Here is a 14,974-nt window from a genome sequence, read left to right as displayed (position 1 = left end):
AGCGTTGTGACAGCGACTGCACGCCCCGGTCGTTGACCATCCAGCAGGCGGACAGCGCTACCAGGTAGCGCAGGGCGAAGCTGACGGCCACCCCCAGGATGAGGCCGGCTGTGACGGCGCCGGCGAGGTCGTACCCGGCGAGGCCGGGGCGGGCTTGCCAGAGGGCGATCAGGACGTAGGCGCGGAGGATGCCGAAGACGGTGTTGGTCAGCTTCTCGGCCCTGAAAGAGACCGAGCTTGCAGCTCCTCGCCGTACCTGGCAGGTACGGTTCAGGCCGCGTCGTCGGCAGCGTGACGCACTGCCCGGCGACCGATGTTGATCGCCGCGATGTGATCCGCCTGGCCAGCGAGCCCGCAGGAAACACAACAGAACTCATCCCGGGTGGGACGGTTCCGTTTGTCGATATGGCCGCACCCGGGGCAGGTGCGGGAGGTGTTGCGCGGATCCACCAGCCGCACGACCACCCCGGCCAGGGCGGCCTTGTACGTCACGAACGTGCGCAGCTGATGGAAACCCCACGAGTGCAGGTCGGCACGCTGAGCCTTGCGAACCGTGACCCGATCCCGGATGCCCTGAAGGTCTTCCAGGGCGATCCCTTGCCGGGTGTCTTTGGCCTTGCCGACCAGCTTCTTGGCGATGACATGGTTGACGTTCCGGGCGAACCGCGACTCCTTACGACGGCGCCTCTTCAGCAACCGCTTGGCCGATTTGGTGCCCTTGGCCTGGAGCTTGGCTCGCAGCCGGGCGTTGCGCCGCCGCGCCGCCCGCACCCCTTTGCCGCTGTAGGGCTCACCGGTGGAGTCGGTGGCGAGGTTGACGATCCCCAGATCCACCCCCAGCCACCCTTGCGGCTCCTCCTGCCGTGACGGTTCGGGGACCTCGACGACCACGGCGAGGAAGAACACCCCGTCGCGGTAGACGAGATCCGCCTGCCCCCGCAAGGTCGCCCCCGCACTCTGTAGCCACCGGCCCCGGTAGAGGACAGGGACGACGACCCGGCCGCTCACCGTGAGGAGACTGACCGCCTCGGAGCCTTTCCAGGTGAGGATGCGCGGGTCGTAGGCGACCGCCCCCAACTCCCGGAAGACCGGTTTGATGGTCTTGTCGCGTTTGTAGGCCTCGCAGGCCTTGGCGATGGAGCGAACGGTCATCTGCGCCGACAGCCCGAACTCGTGGCGCAGCTCGGCGTAGACGAGCCTTTGCAGGGCGATCTTGTTCGCGGTGCGGTGAGCGAATGCGACCTCGGCGGCCCTGGTCGCGGCGGCGTTACAGGCACGCATCGTCGCCAGCAGGGCCCGCCCCTGTTCGGGGGAGGGCGCAAGTTTCAGCAGCTCCGTCACCAGCACGCACCGATCCTGTCACTCACCGCTACCGGACGGCACCGTTTTCCCGCGTTTCCTCCCCGCCGTGAACGACGGTGCCTCCACGCTGTAGTTCAGGTGAAGGCTCCGGCGGCGGCGCGGTAGGTGGAGTGGCGGCGGAAGCCGTACCCAGCGATACGCGCGTAGAGCAGGAAGGCTGCCTCCCGGTGGGCGTCAGAACGGTCCTCCCATCCTCCTGGGTGGTCCGGGGAGGGGCAATGGATTTTTGGCGATGAGCGGGTGCGAGCCGGTCACGGGATCCGGGCGGCGCGTGGTGGCCCGGTCCGATGGCGGGCTTTCGCTGGGATGTCGCGTGGATTCGGTCATGTCCCCCGGTGTGCTGGATACCGGTGCGATACATAGTTGCAATCTGGTCGATATGTACAATCGCCAGTAGAAGCATGTTCTGAGGGGAATGTCCTTTTGTGGAGGTCCCCCATGCGTTATGAGATAAATGTGGACGTCAGTCCGGCCTACCCCTTCAGCTGGCAGGCCGCGGCCCTCAACGCGATCATGCGCGGCACCTTCAAACCCGCCTCCCAGCTGTTGCTGAGAACCGACATCGGTTTCGTCGCGGCCTCGCGCATCGTGGCTCTGGCGGGCCGGGTTCCGCTCCGCCTGCCCGTCCATGTGCGCGTGACACCCGACGAGGCCGGGCCGTGTCCGGGAGAGTGGGTCCGCGCGGGCGAGGAGCTCGACGAGCGCAAGGTCCTGCTCTACTTCCACGGCGGGGGCTACTTCGTCTGCTCCCCGGTCACCCACCGGTCGATCACCTGGCGCCTGTCGGCCGCGACCCGGCGGCCGGTGCTGGCGGTCGACTACCGCCAGGGGCCGGTCCACAGGCCGGCCGAGGCGCTCGCGGACGCGATCGCCGCCTACCGGTGTCTCCTGGGGCAGGGTTACGACCCCGCCGACATCGTCTTCGGCGGGGACTCGGCCGGCGGCCACCTCACCCTGGCCACGCTGCTGGCGCTTCGCGACCAGGGCATGCCGCTGCCGGCCGCCGCGGTGTGCCTGTCGCCGTGGACGGATCTCACCGGTGCGCCCCGCAGGGTCAACCGGATGCTCGATCCGATGATCCCGGCCGGCCGCGTCGACTGGCTCGCCCGCCGCTGGACGGCCGGTCTCGACCCCCATGACCCCCTGCTCTCCCCGGTCCTCGGCGACTACACCGGCCTGCCGCCGCTGATGGTCGTCACCGGCTCCACCGAGGTCCTGCGTGACGAGGGCCGGCGGGTGGTCGAGCGGGCCCGCGCGGCCGGAGTGCCGGTCATGTACGAGGAGTGGCCTCGTATGCCGCATGTCTTCGCCATCCTCGCCGACATCGTCCCCGAGGCGCGCAAGGTCTACTCGCACATCGCCCGCTTCCTCGCCGCCGCGCAGGAGCACCGGCCTGCCGGAGAGGCCCTCCCTCGGGACGTACTCGACCGGGACCTCGCCGACCAGGACCTCACGGCTCCGGATCTTTCCGTGTCCGGGCTTCCCGTGGAGGACGCCTGTACTCCGGGGATCCCGCAGGCGCGGGGCATGACGAGCATCCGAACGAAAAGTCCCGTTAGTGGGTGCCCTCGGCTAACTATTTGATCTTCCGCTCGTCCTGCTTGCCTGGCCTGCCCTACCTTCGGCGTCTATGCCGGTTGAGTTCTTGAGTGATGGTGAGGCGGCCGCGTACGGCCGCTTCTCGGGTGCTCCGTCGCAGGCGGAGCTGGAGCGGTTCTTCTATCTGGACGACGCGGATCGGGCGCTGATCGCCGAACGGCGTGGGACACACGCCCGCCTCGGTTTCGCCCTCCAGCTGACGACAGCCCGCTACGTCGGGCGCTTTCTGACCGACCCGCTGGACGTGCCCGACGAGGTGCTGGTGTACCTCGGCGAGCAACTCGGTGTCGAGGATGTCTCGCAGATCAGCCAGTACACCGAGCGGCGCAGCACGCCGTTCGAGCACCAGGAGGCGATCCGCAAGGCGTACGCGCTGAAGGAGTTCTCCCAGGCGGAAGCGGATTTCATCGTGTGGGCGAGCGCGCGGGCGTGGAACACCGGCGACGGCAAGAAGACGATCTTCTATGACGGGGTGACGTGGCTGCGCACCAACAAGGTGCTGCTCCCGGGTGTGAACACGCTGGCCCGGCTGGTCGCCCGGGTGCGGGATGAGGCCACCGACCGTCTCTATGACACGCTGCGCGGGGTGCTGTCGCCGCGGCAGCGGGTGATCCTGGAGATGCTGCTGGAGGTGCCCAAGGGCCGACGTTCCTCGGACCTGGAGCGCTGGCGCAAGGGCCCGGCGGTGCCCTCGGGCAGGAACCTGGAGAAGGCGCTGGAGCGTGCCGCGGAGATCCTCGGGGTCAGGCTGGGGGCGATGATGCTGCCACCGCAGATGCTGCACCGGCGGATGGTGGACCTGGCCCGCTACGGCATGCAGGCCACGGCGACCACCCTGCGCCGCCACGGCCCTTCCCGCCAGCTCGCCACGTTGCTGGCCACGGTGATCTACCTGGAGGGCAAGGCGGTCGACGACTGCCTGGAGATGCTGGATCTACTGGTCACCACCGAGCTGCTCGGCAAGGCCGAGAGCGCGACCAACAAGGAGCGGGCCCGCCGGCATCCGAAGCTGGCCAAGCACTCGGCCACGCTCGCCGCGGCGGTGGAGATGCTGCTGGAGGTCAGCGAGTACGGCGAGGAACTCCGGCTGGATCAGGTGTGGGAGGTCATCGACGCCATCGTGCCCAGGCGGGAGTTGCGGGAGGCGGTCGCGGCGGTGACCGAGATGGTGCCGCCGCCCGACGCCGACTCCGACGGCGAGATGCGGGCGCTGCTGGCCTCCCGGATCGCGACCGCGTCGGGGTTCCTCAAGACGCTGACCACGGTGATCGAGTTCGGGTCCAACGCCGAAGGCGCGCGGGCGCTGGCGGCGATGAAACAGCTGTCTCGGCTGCTGGACGGCCACAAGAAGAAGGTCACCGATGCCGACATCGATCCCGCGCTGGTGACCGGGTCCTGGAAGCGGTTGGTGTTCAAGCGCCTGCCGAACGGCAGCACCGTGGACAAGAACGCCTACGCCATGTGCGTGCTCACCCAGTTCCACCGCCACCTCAAGCGCCGTGACGTCTACGCCGAGGCCTCGGCACGCTGGCGGGATCCACGCGGGCAGCTGCTGGACGGCGCGCGATGGGAGGCGGCCAAAGGGCCTGCGCTGGTGGATCTTCAGCTGCCTGAGGACCCTGGGCAATTGCTCGCCGAGCACGCGCTGGTACTGCATCTTGCGCTCAACGATGTCGCGGGCCGGGCCGGGTGCGACGGGGTGGACGTGAGCGTGGACGCGGAGGGACGGCTGCACGTAGCCAAGCTGACCGCCCTGCCGGAGCCACCGTCCCTGATCGACCTGCGCAAGCGGATCCTCGCGATGCTGCCGCGGGTCGACTTGCCCGAGCTGCTGCTGGAGGTGATGGGCCGGGTTCCGGCGTTCGAGGCCGCGTTCGTCTCAGTCGCCGGCGGGGTGAGCAAGCTGGCCGACTTCCCCATCTCGGTCGCGGCCTGCCTGACGGCCCAGGCGCTGAACATCGGGTACGCGCCGGTGGTGAAAGCCGGGACGCCCGCGCTGGAGCGTGGCCGGCTGTCGCACGTGGCGCAGAACTACCTGTCGGCCGAGACCTACACCCTGGCCAACGGCCCGCTCATCGACGAGCAGGGCAAGATCGGTTTTGCCCAGGTGCTCGGTGGCGGGCTGGTCGCGGCGATCGACGGGATGCGATTCGTGGTCCCGGTGCCCTCGATCCACACCCGCCCGAACAAGAAGTTTTTTGGCCGCTCACGAGGGGTCACCTGGCTCAACATGATCAATGACCGTGGGGTGGGGCTTGGGGCGAAGGTCGTCACCGGCACCGTGCGCGATTCCCTCCACATGATCGACGTGGCGTTCCGGCGTGATGGTGGGCCGCGCCCGGAGGTCTTGGTGACTGACACCGGCTCCTACAGCGACGTCGTCTTCGGCCTGGTCCACTTGCTGGGCATGCAGTACCGGCCCGCACTGGCCGACATCCCCGACCAGAAGGGCTGGCGCATCCAAGACGCCGACTACGGCAGCCTGTCCTGGTTCGCGCGCGGGAAGATCGACCTGGACAAGATCAGACGCCACTGGGGCGACATCCTGCGCGTCGTGGTGTCGATCTACACCGGCGAGATCCGCGCCTACGACCTGATGCGCATGATCCAACGCGACGGTAACCCGACCCCGCTCGGGGAGGCGATCGCCTCCTACGGCCGGATCTTTCAAGACCCTGCAGTGCGCCACGAGGCGCTGTTCTGTTCGGACGGAGGTGAAAGACCGCCGTCGCTTCGCCGTCGTAGCGGCGAGGTGAAGTTGGAGGCAGCCTGAGCCGGGGGTCGCCGGGGAGGGTGGGAGCAGCCTCGACAAAGTCGGGTCGGTCCAGCACTGCCGGATGGGCCGGGTCCGGTGAACGAGAGGGGAAGGTATACGCGAGGAACCGGTGTCATTAAGCCTCTTCATTTTGAACCAGCTCCAATCCGGCGGATATGGGCTGGGTGGCGGTGCGCATCCGCCTGGAAGGGCGGAGAACTCCCGGCTGGGCATTGGAGGTCTGAGCTGGGAGGCCACGGTGAAGGACTACGGCGTAACCGTGGCGAGGCCGCAGGGGCAGAGCCGGGTGCCTAACCCCATGACCGAACAGCAGTGAACGTGGGAACCGTCCGCGTACGGTCCACATCCGCCCCTCAGCCGGAGGGATCGGGTGGGGATAGGCGCGACGCCTGCCGAAGGCGCGGACGGGGCGGAGCCGTCGTAGTACTCGGAGCCGGGGAGAGCCCGGTACAGGGGGAAGGACGGCAGCGTGCCAGTTAAGGAGAAGAGTGCAATGTCCGAAGACGCGCCGGTGAATTCCGGCGCCGTGAGACGGCCGGACCCCGATTCGGCGTATCTCGCGGTACGGAGGATGCAGATCAAGTTACATCGCTGGGCGGGAGAGGACTCCTCCCACCGCTTCGGCGACCTGTTCAACCTCGTCCATGACCCGGCATTCCTGGTGCATGCGTGGGAGCGTGTCGCATCCAACGCCGGGGCAAGAACGCCGGGGATCGACAGGGTCACGGTGGCCTATATCGAAACCCGGATCGGGGTGGAAGAGTTCCTGGACGGCATTCGCAGCGCGCTGAAATCGGGCGAGTTCGAGCCGGTCGAAGTGCGGCAGGTGGTGATTCCCAAGTCGGGCGGCAAGCTCCGCAAGTTGGGGATCCCCACGGTCGCCGACCGGGTGGTCCAGGCCAGTCTCAAAGCGGTGCTCGAACCCATCTTCGAGGCGGATTTCCTGCCGTGTTCGTATGGGTTTCGCCCCAACCGGCGAGCACACGACGCCATCTCCGAGATTCATTTCCTCGCCTCCAGCCCTCGGAACTACCACTGGGTGCTGGAGGCGGACATCACGGCGTGTTTCGACGAGATCGATCACACGGCGCTGATGAGCCGCCTGCGGGGCCGGATCAAGGACAAGCGGGTGTGTGCGCTGGTGAGGGCGTTCCTCAAGTCCGGGGTCATGACGGCCCTTGGCGAAGCGGACGAGACCGTGGCGGGAACACCCCAGGGCGGGATTCTCTCCCCGCTGCTGGCCAACATCGCCCTGTCGGCGCTGGACGAACATTTCGACCGGCAATGGCGGGAGATGATGAGCACCGACAAGCGGCGGCGAACTCGCAAAAGAAAAGGTCTGGGCAACTGGCGGATCGTCCGCTATGCGGATGATTGTGCGCCACGAACGCTGATGGAGGTTGTGATGTAGAAGATCGCTGACTTTCGGAAGCGGCGCTGTGCCGGTGATGGAGGTAGGCCCTCCGGAATCGCCCTGCAGGGGGAGGTTCCAAACCACCGCAAGCTGCTGCGGTTAAAAGCCATGGTGGTGAGCGTTGCGGAAAAGGCGTCGTAAGAGGCGTCAGGTATGAACCGAGAAGGCGAACGTGAGTGAACCACTGATGAAGCGTCGAAAGCGTATCGACGACATCGAAACCGGGGTCCAGTTGTTGCCCCGGGACGAATCTGGCGGGTGCCTGCTTATTGGCCAGGTGGTGTCCGGCGTAAAGGTGGCGCGAGCTCGGTTCAGGCACCGGTATGGAACGTGGGAACCTACCGCCCTGGCGGTGTCGGGCGCGTGTTGGAGCGCTCGGCCGAAGGGAGCACCCCAAGCAGCGGAAACTGCAAGGGGCCGAGTACCGGTGCGGGGCGCAGGGACGGACCGGCTCGTAGTAGCGAAAATACCCGGTAACGCGGGCGGAGCGAAGGGGCCGGGTTGCCCGGGTTCGCTTGGTGGTCAACCGGCAGGGCCGGGAGGAGCCAGGTGAGTGAGCCAAAGCAGCAGGACAAGCCGTTTCGGATCGATAAATGGAAGGTCTGGGAAGCGTTTCAGAGAGTGAAGGCCAACAAAGGGGCGGCGGGCGTCGACGAGCAGTCGATCGAGGAGTTCGAGCAGGACCGGGACCGGAATCTCTATAAGATCTGGAATCGGCTCTCCTCGGGTTCGTATTTCCCGCCGCCGGTGAAAGCGGTGGAGATCCCCAAAGCGGGAGGAAAAGGGGTTCGGGTCCTGGGCGTGCCGACCGTCGCCGACCGGGTCGCCCAAACCGTGGTCAGGATGTACCTGGAGCCGAAGGTCGAGCCGATCTTCCATCCGGACTCCTACGGCTATCGGCCGGGCAAATCCGCGCTGGATGCGGTCGGAACGTGTCGCCGGCGGTGCTGGCGTGCGAACTGGGTGATCGATCTGGACATCCGGGCGTTCTTCGACACCGTGTCCTGGGACCTCGTGCTCAAGGCGGTCGCCCACCACATCTCACCGGACCAGAGGTGGATCCTGCTGTATGTGGAGCGGTGGCTGAAAGCCCCGCTGCAGCGGCGGGACGGCACGCTGGTCTCCCGGGATCGCGGGACCCCACAGGGTTCGGCGATCTCACCGTTGCTCGCCAACCTGTTCATGCATTACGCGCTCGATGCCTGGATGGTCCGGGAGTTCCCGGCCATCGCATTCGAGCGGTATTGCGATGACGTGGTGGTGCACTGCGGCAGCGAACGCCAGGCCCGTTTCGTGCGGGACGCGATCTCTGATCGCCTGGCGCGGGTCGGTCTGGAGTTGCATCCGGATAAGACACGCATCGTCTACTGCAAGGACGCGGACCGCAAGGGCTCGGCTGAGCACACCCGGTTCACGTTCCTGGGGTATGAGTTCGGGCCCAGGCTGGCCAAGAACAAGTACGGCAAGCACTTCGTGTCGTTCTTGCCCGCGGTCAGCACCGAGGCGATGAAGGCGATGGGCGCGGAGATCCGTTCTTGGCACATGGCCCGGCGCAGTGACAAATCTCTGGACGACCTTGCTCTGATGTTCAACAGCATCGTGCAGGGGTGGATCAACTATTACGGGCGCTTCTACAAGTCTCGGTTGCTCTACTTCCTCCGGCGGCTCAACAACCACCTGGTGCGGTGGGCCGGCCGGAAGTACAAACGGCTCAAACGCCGAGAACGGCGCGCGATGGCATGGCTGGCCGAGATCGCCCGGCGATCTCCACGGCTGTTCGCGCACTGGCGGCTCGGCGCACGTCCCGACGGCTGGGCAATGGGAGCCGGATGAGTCGAGAGGTTCACGTCCGGTTCTGAGAGAGCCGGAGGGTGAAATCCCCTCCGGCTACTCACCTCGTCGTGATGGTGTCGGGCGATCGACACTGCGCCGAGGCACTGCGCGAGGAGGTGGCAGGCGTGCTGGCCCCGCTGGGGCTGCGCCTGTCACCGGAGAAAACCCGTGTCGTTCACGTGGACGATGGCCTCGACTTCCTCGGATTCACCATCCGCAGGCAGCGGAAAAGAGGAACGCAGAAGTACTTCGTCTACACCAAACCGTCCAAGAAGGCGATCCAGTCGATCAAGGACAAGGTGAAGAAGAAGCTGAACAGGTCAACCCTGCACCTGGACCTCGACAAGCTACTGATCAGCTTGAACAGGATGATGCAGGGCTGGGCGAACTACTTCAGGTACGGGGTGTCGAAACAGGTGTTCCATGCGGTGGACGACCATGCGTGGCATCGCCTCGCCAAGTGGATCCACCATAAACACTCCCGGCTCAGTTGGAGTGAACTGCGCCGCCGGTTCTGCCGACCGGGAACCTGGACGATCGTCCACAACGGGGTCGTCTTCACCGGCGCATCCAGCGTCAAAGTGACCCGCTACCGCTACCGCGAGAGCACCATCCCGACTCCGTGGACTCCGAGGCCCGCAGCCACCGGGATCGGTGGCTGACCAGCGGGTAAGGCACGTGGAGCGCCCGATGCCGAGAGATTGGCACGTCGGGTGCGGCGGGCGGGCCGGGGAAACGGATCAGCCGCGAGGCTGACACCGCGCCCCGGTCCGACCCAACCATCCTCACCTACGCCGTGGAAGAGCCCTACCGACGCGACATCAAGGGCGTACGCAACCTGCAAGAGTCCCGCCATGCACTGGCGGGGAAGATCTTCCACGGCAGGAAAGGCGAGATCTACCAGCGCTACTACAAGGGCATGGAAGACCAGCTCGGCGCCCTCGGCCTGGTGCTCAACTGCGTCACGCTGTGGAACACCTTCTACATGGACCGCGCTCTCGACCACCTCAAAGCCGAGGGCTACCCGCTGGCCGAGGAAGACATCGCGCGGCTGTCGCCGTTCGTCCGCCAGCACATCAACGTGATCGGCACCTACTCCTTCGCCCAGCCCGACCTTGGTCCCGCTGGCGTCCGGCAACTGCGCGACCCCGATGAGCCGGATTGGGAGGAAGACATCCTGTAGAGCGGGTCCGATCGTTATCTGGTCGCCCGCACGCCCGCACGAGATCCTGAAGATCGCGGTGACCGACATGCGGGACATCCAATTTTGGAGGGAAATCGGGGTGAAACTATCTGGCGGGTCCGGACAGGTACGGGGTGTCGGATCTTTCGGATGAGAGAAGGCAGCGTGACCCACCATGACCGCAAGCAGCGCTTCGAGGTGATTTACGTTGCCAGCTATACCGATATCCTTGCCTATGTCCGACGACGTACCGACTCTCACGAGGATGCCGCCGATGCCCTCGCTGAGACGTTCGCCACGGCCTGGCGTCGGCTGGACGACATCCCCAAGGGGCGGGACGCGCGCCTGTGGCTTTTCGGCGTGGCCCGCCGGGTGCTGGCCAACGGCCGCCGCGCCGAGTCGCGCCGCAGCGAGCTGGTGGAGCGGCTCGGTCACCAGCTCGCCGTGTGGGCGGAGCGCACCGAGGCCGGCGAAAGCCTGGCGGGCGTGCAGGAAGCGTTCGCGCGGCTGAGCGCCGACGACCGGGAGATCCTCGCGCTGGCCGGCTGGGAGGGGCTGAGCGCCGACGAGATCGCCACCGTCGTGGGGTGCTCGCGGGCCAACGCCCGACTGCGGCTGCATCGGGCCCGCAAACGGCTGGCCAGACACCTGGACGCGGCCGGCGTCGACATGGCCCGCATCGGCTTGCGTGCCGTCGCGATGACGAAGGGGGTTATGTGATGCACGAGATCGACCGCCTGGTGGCCGGCATCGCGCCTGATCCCGGTCCTGGCACGACGCCGATCGCCAGGGAGCTACTCGAGGAGATCACCTCTGTCCCCATCCCCGAGCGCCGCCGCAGTTGGTTCGCCCTTCCACGGCTGTGCCGGTGGGCGGCCGTGCCGGTGCTGGCCACGCTGGCGGCCCTGCTGTCCTTCGGCGTCGCTCAGGCGCCCGCCTCCGCCGCGCTCGACATCGAACTGGTGGACGACCACTACGTGATCACGGTGAAGGACCTGCTGGCCGAGCCCGAGATGTACCAGCGGGAGCTGTGGGCCAGAGGCCTGGACATCACGCTCGACCTGGTACCGACCTCCGCGAGCCTGACGGGCCAAATAGTCGTGATCAACAACATTGACCGGTTGAGATCCGGCAAACCGGTACCCGGCGACGGCCCGATCACCACAATCGACGCCCCGGGGTCGTGCGAGCGGTTCGCCAGCTGCCCTGTCGGCCTGAAGGTGCCGGTCGACTTCGACAAGAAGGCCGAGATCAGTCTCGGCAGACGGGCCCTGCCCGGCGAGAGGTACAAGATGCCGCCCGGCATCGCCCTGCCCGGCGAGCCTCTGCACTGCGTGGACTACGTCAACAAGAGCGTCACCGAGATCTCGGTCCTGCTGCGCGAGCGGGGCGTCACACCGTCGTACATCTCCTACGGCAAGCCCTCGGGCCCCTCCGCCCCCAGCGACTGGTACGTGCACGACGGCGTCATGAGCGCCGACGGCCAGGCCCTTCTCCTGGTCGGTGCCGAGCCCAGCACCCAGCGCAACCTGGTGCCGCAGTCTCGCTGTTGATCCCGGCCTGACACTGAGAGCTTCCACCCAGGGCGCGCGCTACTGAGCGCGCGCCACCATTACCGCCATGTGTTGTCCTCGGCATGCGCGGACTCCTGTCATGCCCCCACGATCGGATTTCGCGTGCTCACCGACACTCGCGTGGCGCTGCCTTCGCAGCGCCGCCTAGCCGCCCTCGCCGACCACCGCGTCTTCGCCGCGTTGCTGCTCCTGGCTGCCGTGTTGCGGGTGGTGACGATGCTCGGCTACCGTCCCGTCACGCTTTACTGGTACGACTCCTTCACCTACCTCGACACCGCAGTGCACCCGGTTCCGTCGGCGACGTTCCACCCGATCGGCTACCCGCTGCTGCTGCGGGCGCTGCTGCCGTTCCACAGCGTGGAGTTGGTCGCGGCCGTCCAGCACGTCATCGGCCTGGGCACCGGCATGCTGCTCTATGCGGTGCTGCGCCGCAGGGCGGCGCCCGGCTGGGTGGCGGCGTCGGCGGCGGTGCCGCTGCTGTTCGACGCCTCCTTCCTGCGCCTCGAGCATGCTGTCCTGTCCGACACGCAGTTCATCTTCCTGATCGTGGCCGGGCTGGCCGTATTGATGTGGTCGCCGCGGTTGTCCGTGCGCGCCGCCGCCGGAGCGGGCCTGCTGTTCGCCGCAGCCGCGCTGACCAGGACGATCGCGCTGCCATTGCTCCTGCTCGTCGTGCTCGTACTGGCTGTGCGGCGCGTGGGCTGGCGGCCACTGGCTGCGCTGGTTCTGGCCGGTGCGGTGCCCCTGGCCGGGTACGCCGCCTGGTACGCCCAGCACCACGGCCGTTTCGCCATCAGCGGCGCCGATGGGGTCGCCCTGTGGGCCCGCACGATGACGTTCGCCGACTGTGCCCGCATCCAGCCGCCGCCCGATCTCGCGCGCCTGTGCCCCAACGGGACGAAGGTGGACGCGGCCTCCGAGTACGTGTGGGCACCTGGAGCCTCGCTCAACCTGCTGCCCGGCGACCGCTTCACGCATAACGACCTGGCCCGCTCGTTCGCGATCGAGGCGATCCTCGCCCAGCCGCTGGACTATCTGGGCGACGTCGCACGCGACACCGCCATCGCCTTCTCCTGGACCCCGATCCCGCACCCCGACCGCACCACCCCGGCGTTCGGCTTCAAGAGCGGGCACTGGGAGCTGCCCGACCAGCCGCTGATCGGCAAGGTGAAACGGGAGTACGACCCGGACATCCGCGGCCTGTCGTCGGTCTCCCCGTACGCGGATTTCCTCATCGCCTACCAGTACGCCGCCTACCTGCGCGGCCCGTTTCTGGGCCTGATCCTTCTCCTGGGCGGGGCCGCCGCGGCCCGGCGGCCCCGCGTGGCGCTGCTGCCGTGGGCCGTGGCGATGGGCCTGCTGATCGGCCCGGTCGCGGTTTTGGACTTCGACCACCGGTACGTGCTGCCTGTCATACCCGTCGCCTGCCTGACTGCCGCCCTCGCTTTCCGAGTGGGTGAGCAATCCCCTTCGTCAGGAATCTGGAGGAGGTGAACGCCCTGCAGGCAGTACCACGACAGGAACTCCGCAAGATGACCGCTCAACCCACCCACTCGAAGCTGAAGTCAGGTCAACGCAGCAGGGGGCGGAATTGAACGATTCCGCCCCCGTGCCAGGATCCGATCAGGACGCGATCGTCACCTGTGGAAACAGCGCGCCGATCCAATGGGAGCCGATCCAGGCTTACGCCTCCCTTTTTCGCCCCCTAAGGTGGAGTGGAGCGACTCACCGGACGCCCCTGGCTCACCTCGAAGAGGAACACGATGGCCCTGTTGAAGCAGACCGACTGGAACGATCAGGAGATCCCCTATACCACGGCGGACGTCACCCGCCACGGGCAGCGCGTCGCCCGGGTCCGCGCGGAGCTCGGCGAGATCCGCGCCGTCGTAGCGACCATGCGCGCGCGGGGCGGGGCGTTCCTGGATGAGGTCGCCGACTTCCTGGACCGCGAAGCCCTGCAGCTCGACCGGGCCAACGAGGCCGACGGGCCGGTCGAGCTGGACGCGCGCGACGACACCCGCGATCAGAGCGACTACGCCCCCACCGGCGCGCGCCGGGCCCTGCTCATCGCTCGTGCCTTCACCAGCGAGCGCCTTGGGGACGCCGGACGTGGCTGACCGCATCTACTTGCGGCACTCCACCGACAAGCAGACCGACGCCCGCCAGCGGCACGCCCTGGCCGTCCTGCTGGCTACCGGTGCCCCCGTCTACGAAGACCCCGCCACCTCCAGCCGCCAGCTCTCCCTCGACCGGGCCGGGTTCACCAAGCTGCTGCACGAGGCCGCCGTCGGCGACACCATCCGCATCGCCGACGCCGCCCGCCTGTTCCGCTCCGTCGCCGACATCTTGGTCCTACGCCCCGTGCTCATCCGCCGAGGCTTGCGCCTGCGTGTGGAGTCCGGGCTGCTGTCCGGCATCGACCTGGCCAGCGACGACCCCGGCACCAAGATGATGGTCTCCGTCCTGGCCGCCGTGCTGGAGTTCCAGCGCGACATGATCAGCGAGAACACCCGCGAAGGCGTCGCCGCCGCCGAGGCCGGCGGCAAGACCCTCGGCCGACCCGCGGCGCTCGCCCCGGACAAGGCGGCTGACGTCGTCAACGCCTACCGTCAGGGCGCCGCCGTCAAGGCCCTGGCCCGCCAGCACCGGGTCGCCCCCAAGACCATCCGCCGCATCTTGGACACCGCGGGCGCTCGCGACCTCCCCAGCCAGCTCGCTGAACCAGGCGCCGACAACCCGGACACGAACGTGACCCTCGACCTTCCCGGCTTGCTGGTCGACCATCTGCGCGTCGCCGGCGACCAGTCCATCCGCCAGGCCCTCTCCGCCGGGCAGATCGTCCGCCGCGGTAGCGGCTACTCCGTTCGTCTCACCGCCCCGCTCACCCTCCACCAGACCGCGCTGGCGCAGAGCGCCGCGTTCGCCGAGGGCGCCGGGCCGTCCGAGCGCAAAGCGCACCGTGTCTTCACCGCCCGCGTCACCGGCACCAGCGCGCCAGCCGATCGGCAATGATCACAGCGCCAGCCACACCCGTAGGGCCTGATCGTCGTCATTCGCAACGTTTGCCCTGTCCGCTACCGGCACCTCGGGGCGATGTCCCCCGTCGATATGTCCGCGCGTTCGGGGGCACGGCCAGCGCGGCCAACGCGACTCCGAGCCGTCGTTCCGTCGCGAGGGAGCGGCCAACGTGCCAGGATAAATCACGTCAAGCCGTAACTCGCGTGGGCCGGTAT

Annotated in this window: 11 protein-coding genes and 1 pseudogene; 11 read left to right on the top strand and 1 reads right to left on the bottom strand. The window is 67.6% G+C overall.

Annotated elements, in window-relative coordinates; translation table 11 throughout:
- Window positions 1-270: 270 nt before the first annotated feature.
- Entirely contained in the window at window positions 271-1,347 is a 1,077-nt protein-coding gene (locus AB0K21_RS42020) for an RNA-guided endonuclease TnpB family protein (RefSeq protein WP_364158342.1), read from the bottom strand.
- 453 nt (window positions 1,348-1,800) lie between these two features.
- Here AB0K21_RS42020 and AB0K21_RS42015 point away from each other — a divergent pair, with 453 nt between their 5' ends.
- The 11 genes and pseudogenes from AB0K21_RS42015 to AB0K21_RS41965 all read left to right on the top strand — a co-directional run bounded on the left by AB0K21_RS42015 (window position 1,801) and on the right by AB0K21_RS41965 (window position 14,753).
- Window positions 1,801-2,946, top strand: coding sequence for an alpha/beta hydrolase (locus AB0K21_RS42015; protein WP_364158339.1), 1,146 nt, complete (start codon window positions 1,801-1,803; stop codon window positions 2,944-2,946).
- Window positions 2,947-2,992: 46 nt separating this feature from the next.
- Window positions 2,993-5,734 carry a Tn3 family transposase gene (locus tag AB0K21_RS42010; RefSeq protein ID WP_364158336.1) on the top strand — a complete coding sequence of 914 codons (2,742 nt, stop codon included), beginning with the start codon at window positions 2,993-2,995 and terminating at the stop codon, window positions 5,732-5,734.
- A 496-nt stretch (window positions 5,735-6,230) separates the two neighbouring features.
- Complete coding sequence (locus tag AB0K21_RS42005; protein ID WP_364158333.1) at window positions 6,231-7,148, top strand: reverse transcriptase domain-containing protein; 918 nt, start codon at window positions 6,231-6,233, stop codon at window positions 7,146-7,148.
- A 552-nt stretch (window positions 7,149-7,700) separates the two neighbouring features.
- Complete coding sequence (ltrA, locus tag AB0K21_RS42000; protein WP_364158330.1) at window positions 7,701-8,984, top strand: group II intron reverse transcriptase/maturase; 1,284 nt, start codon at window positions 7,701-7,703, stop codon at window positions 8,982-8,984.
- Between the two features lie 71 nt (window positions 8,985-9,055).
- Window positions 9,056-9,646, top strand: coding sequence for a group II intron maturase-specific domain-containing protein (locus tag AB0K21_RS41995; protein ID WP_364158327.1), 591 nt, complete (start codon window positions 9,056-9,058; stop codon window positions 9,644-9,646).
- Between the two features lie 119 nt (window positions 9,647-9,765).
- Window positions 9,766-10,167 (top strand): annotated as a pseudogene (locus AB0K21_RS41990) (Tn3 family transposase); the annotation flags it as partial.
- A gap of 165 nt (window positions 10,168-10,332) precedes the next feature.
- Window positions 10,333-10,887 (top strand): RNA polymerase sigma factor, encoded by a 555-nt coding sequence (locus tag AB0K21_RS41985; RefSeq protein WP_364158324.1) that lies wholly within the window; start codon window positions 10,333-10,335, stop codon window positions 10,885-10,887.
- Window positions 10,887-11,720, top strand: a complete 834-nt coding sequence (locus AB0K21_RS41980) for a hypothetical protein (RefSeq protein ID WP_364158321.1) — start codon at window positions 10,887-10,889, stop codon at window positions 11,718-11,720. Before AB0K21_RS41985 ends, AB0K21_RS41980 begins: the two co-directional genes overlap by 1 nt.
- Before the next feature lie 123 nt (window positions 11,721-11,843).
- Window positions 11,844-13,235 (top strand): hypothetical protein, encoded by a 1,392-nt coding sequence (locus tag AB0K21_RS41975; protein ID WP_364158318.1) that lies wholly within the window; start codon window positions 11,844-11,846, stop codon window positions 13,233-13,235.
- 269 nt (window positions 13,236-13,504) lie between these two features.
- On the top strand, window positions 13,505-13,858 hold the full coding sequence (locus tag AB0K21_RS41970) for a hypothetical protein (protein ID WP_364158315.1): 354 nt from the start codon (window positions 13,505-13,507) through the stop codon (window positions 13,856-13,858).
- Entirely contained in the window at window positions 13,851-14,753 is a 903-nt protein-coding gene (locus tag AB0K21_RS41965) for a recombinase family protein (protein ID WP_355558759.1), read from the top strand. The genes AB0K21_RS41970 and AB0K21_RS41965 overlap by 8 nt, the downstream gene beginning before the upstream one ends.
- The last annotated feature ends 221 nt before the right edge of the window (window positions 14,754-14,974 follow it).

This window comes from Streptosporangium sp. NPDC049248 (assembly GCF_040678965.1).
Taxonomy (GTDB): Bacteria; Actinomycetota; Actinomycetes; order Streptosporangiales; family Streptosporangiaceae; genus Streptosporangium; species Streptosporangium fukuiense.
Note: the sequence above shows the minus strand (reverse complement) of the source record. Positions and strands in the feature narration are given on the sequence as shown.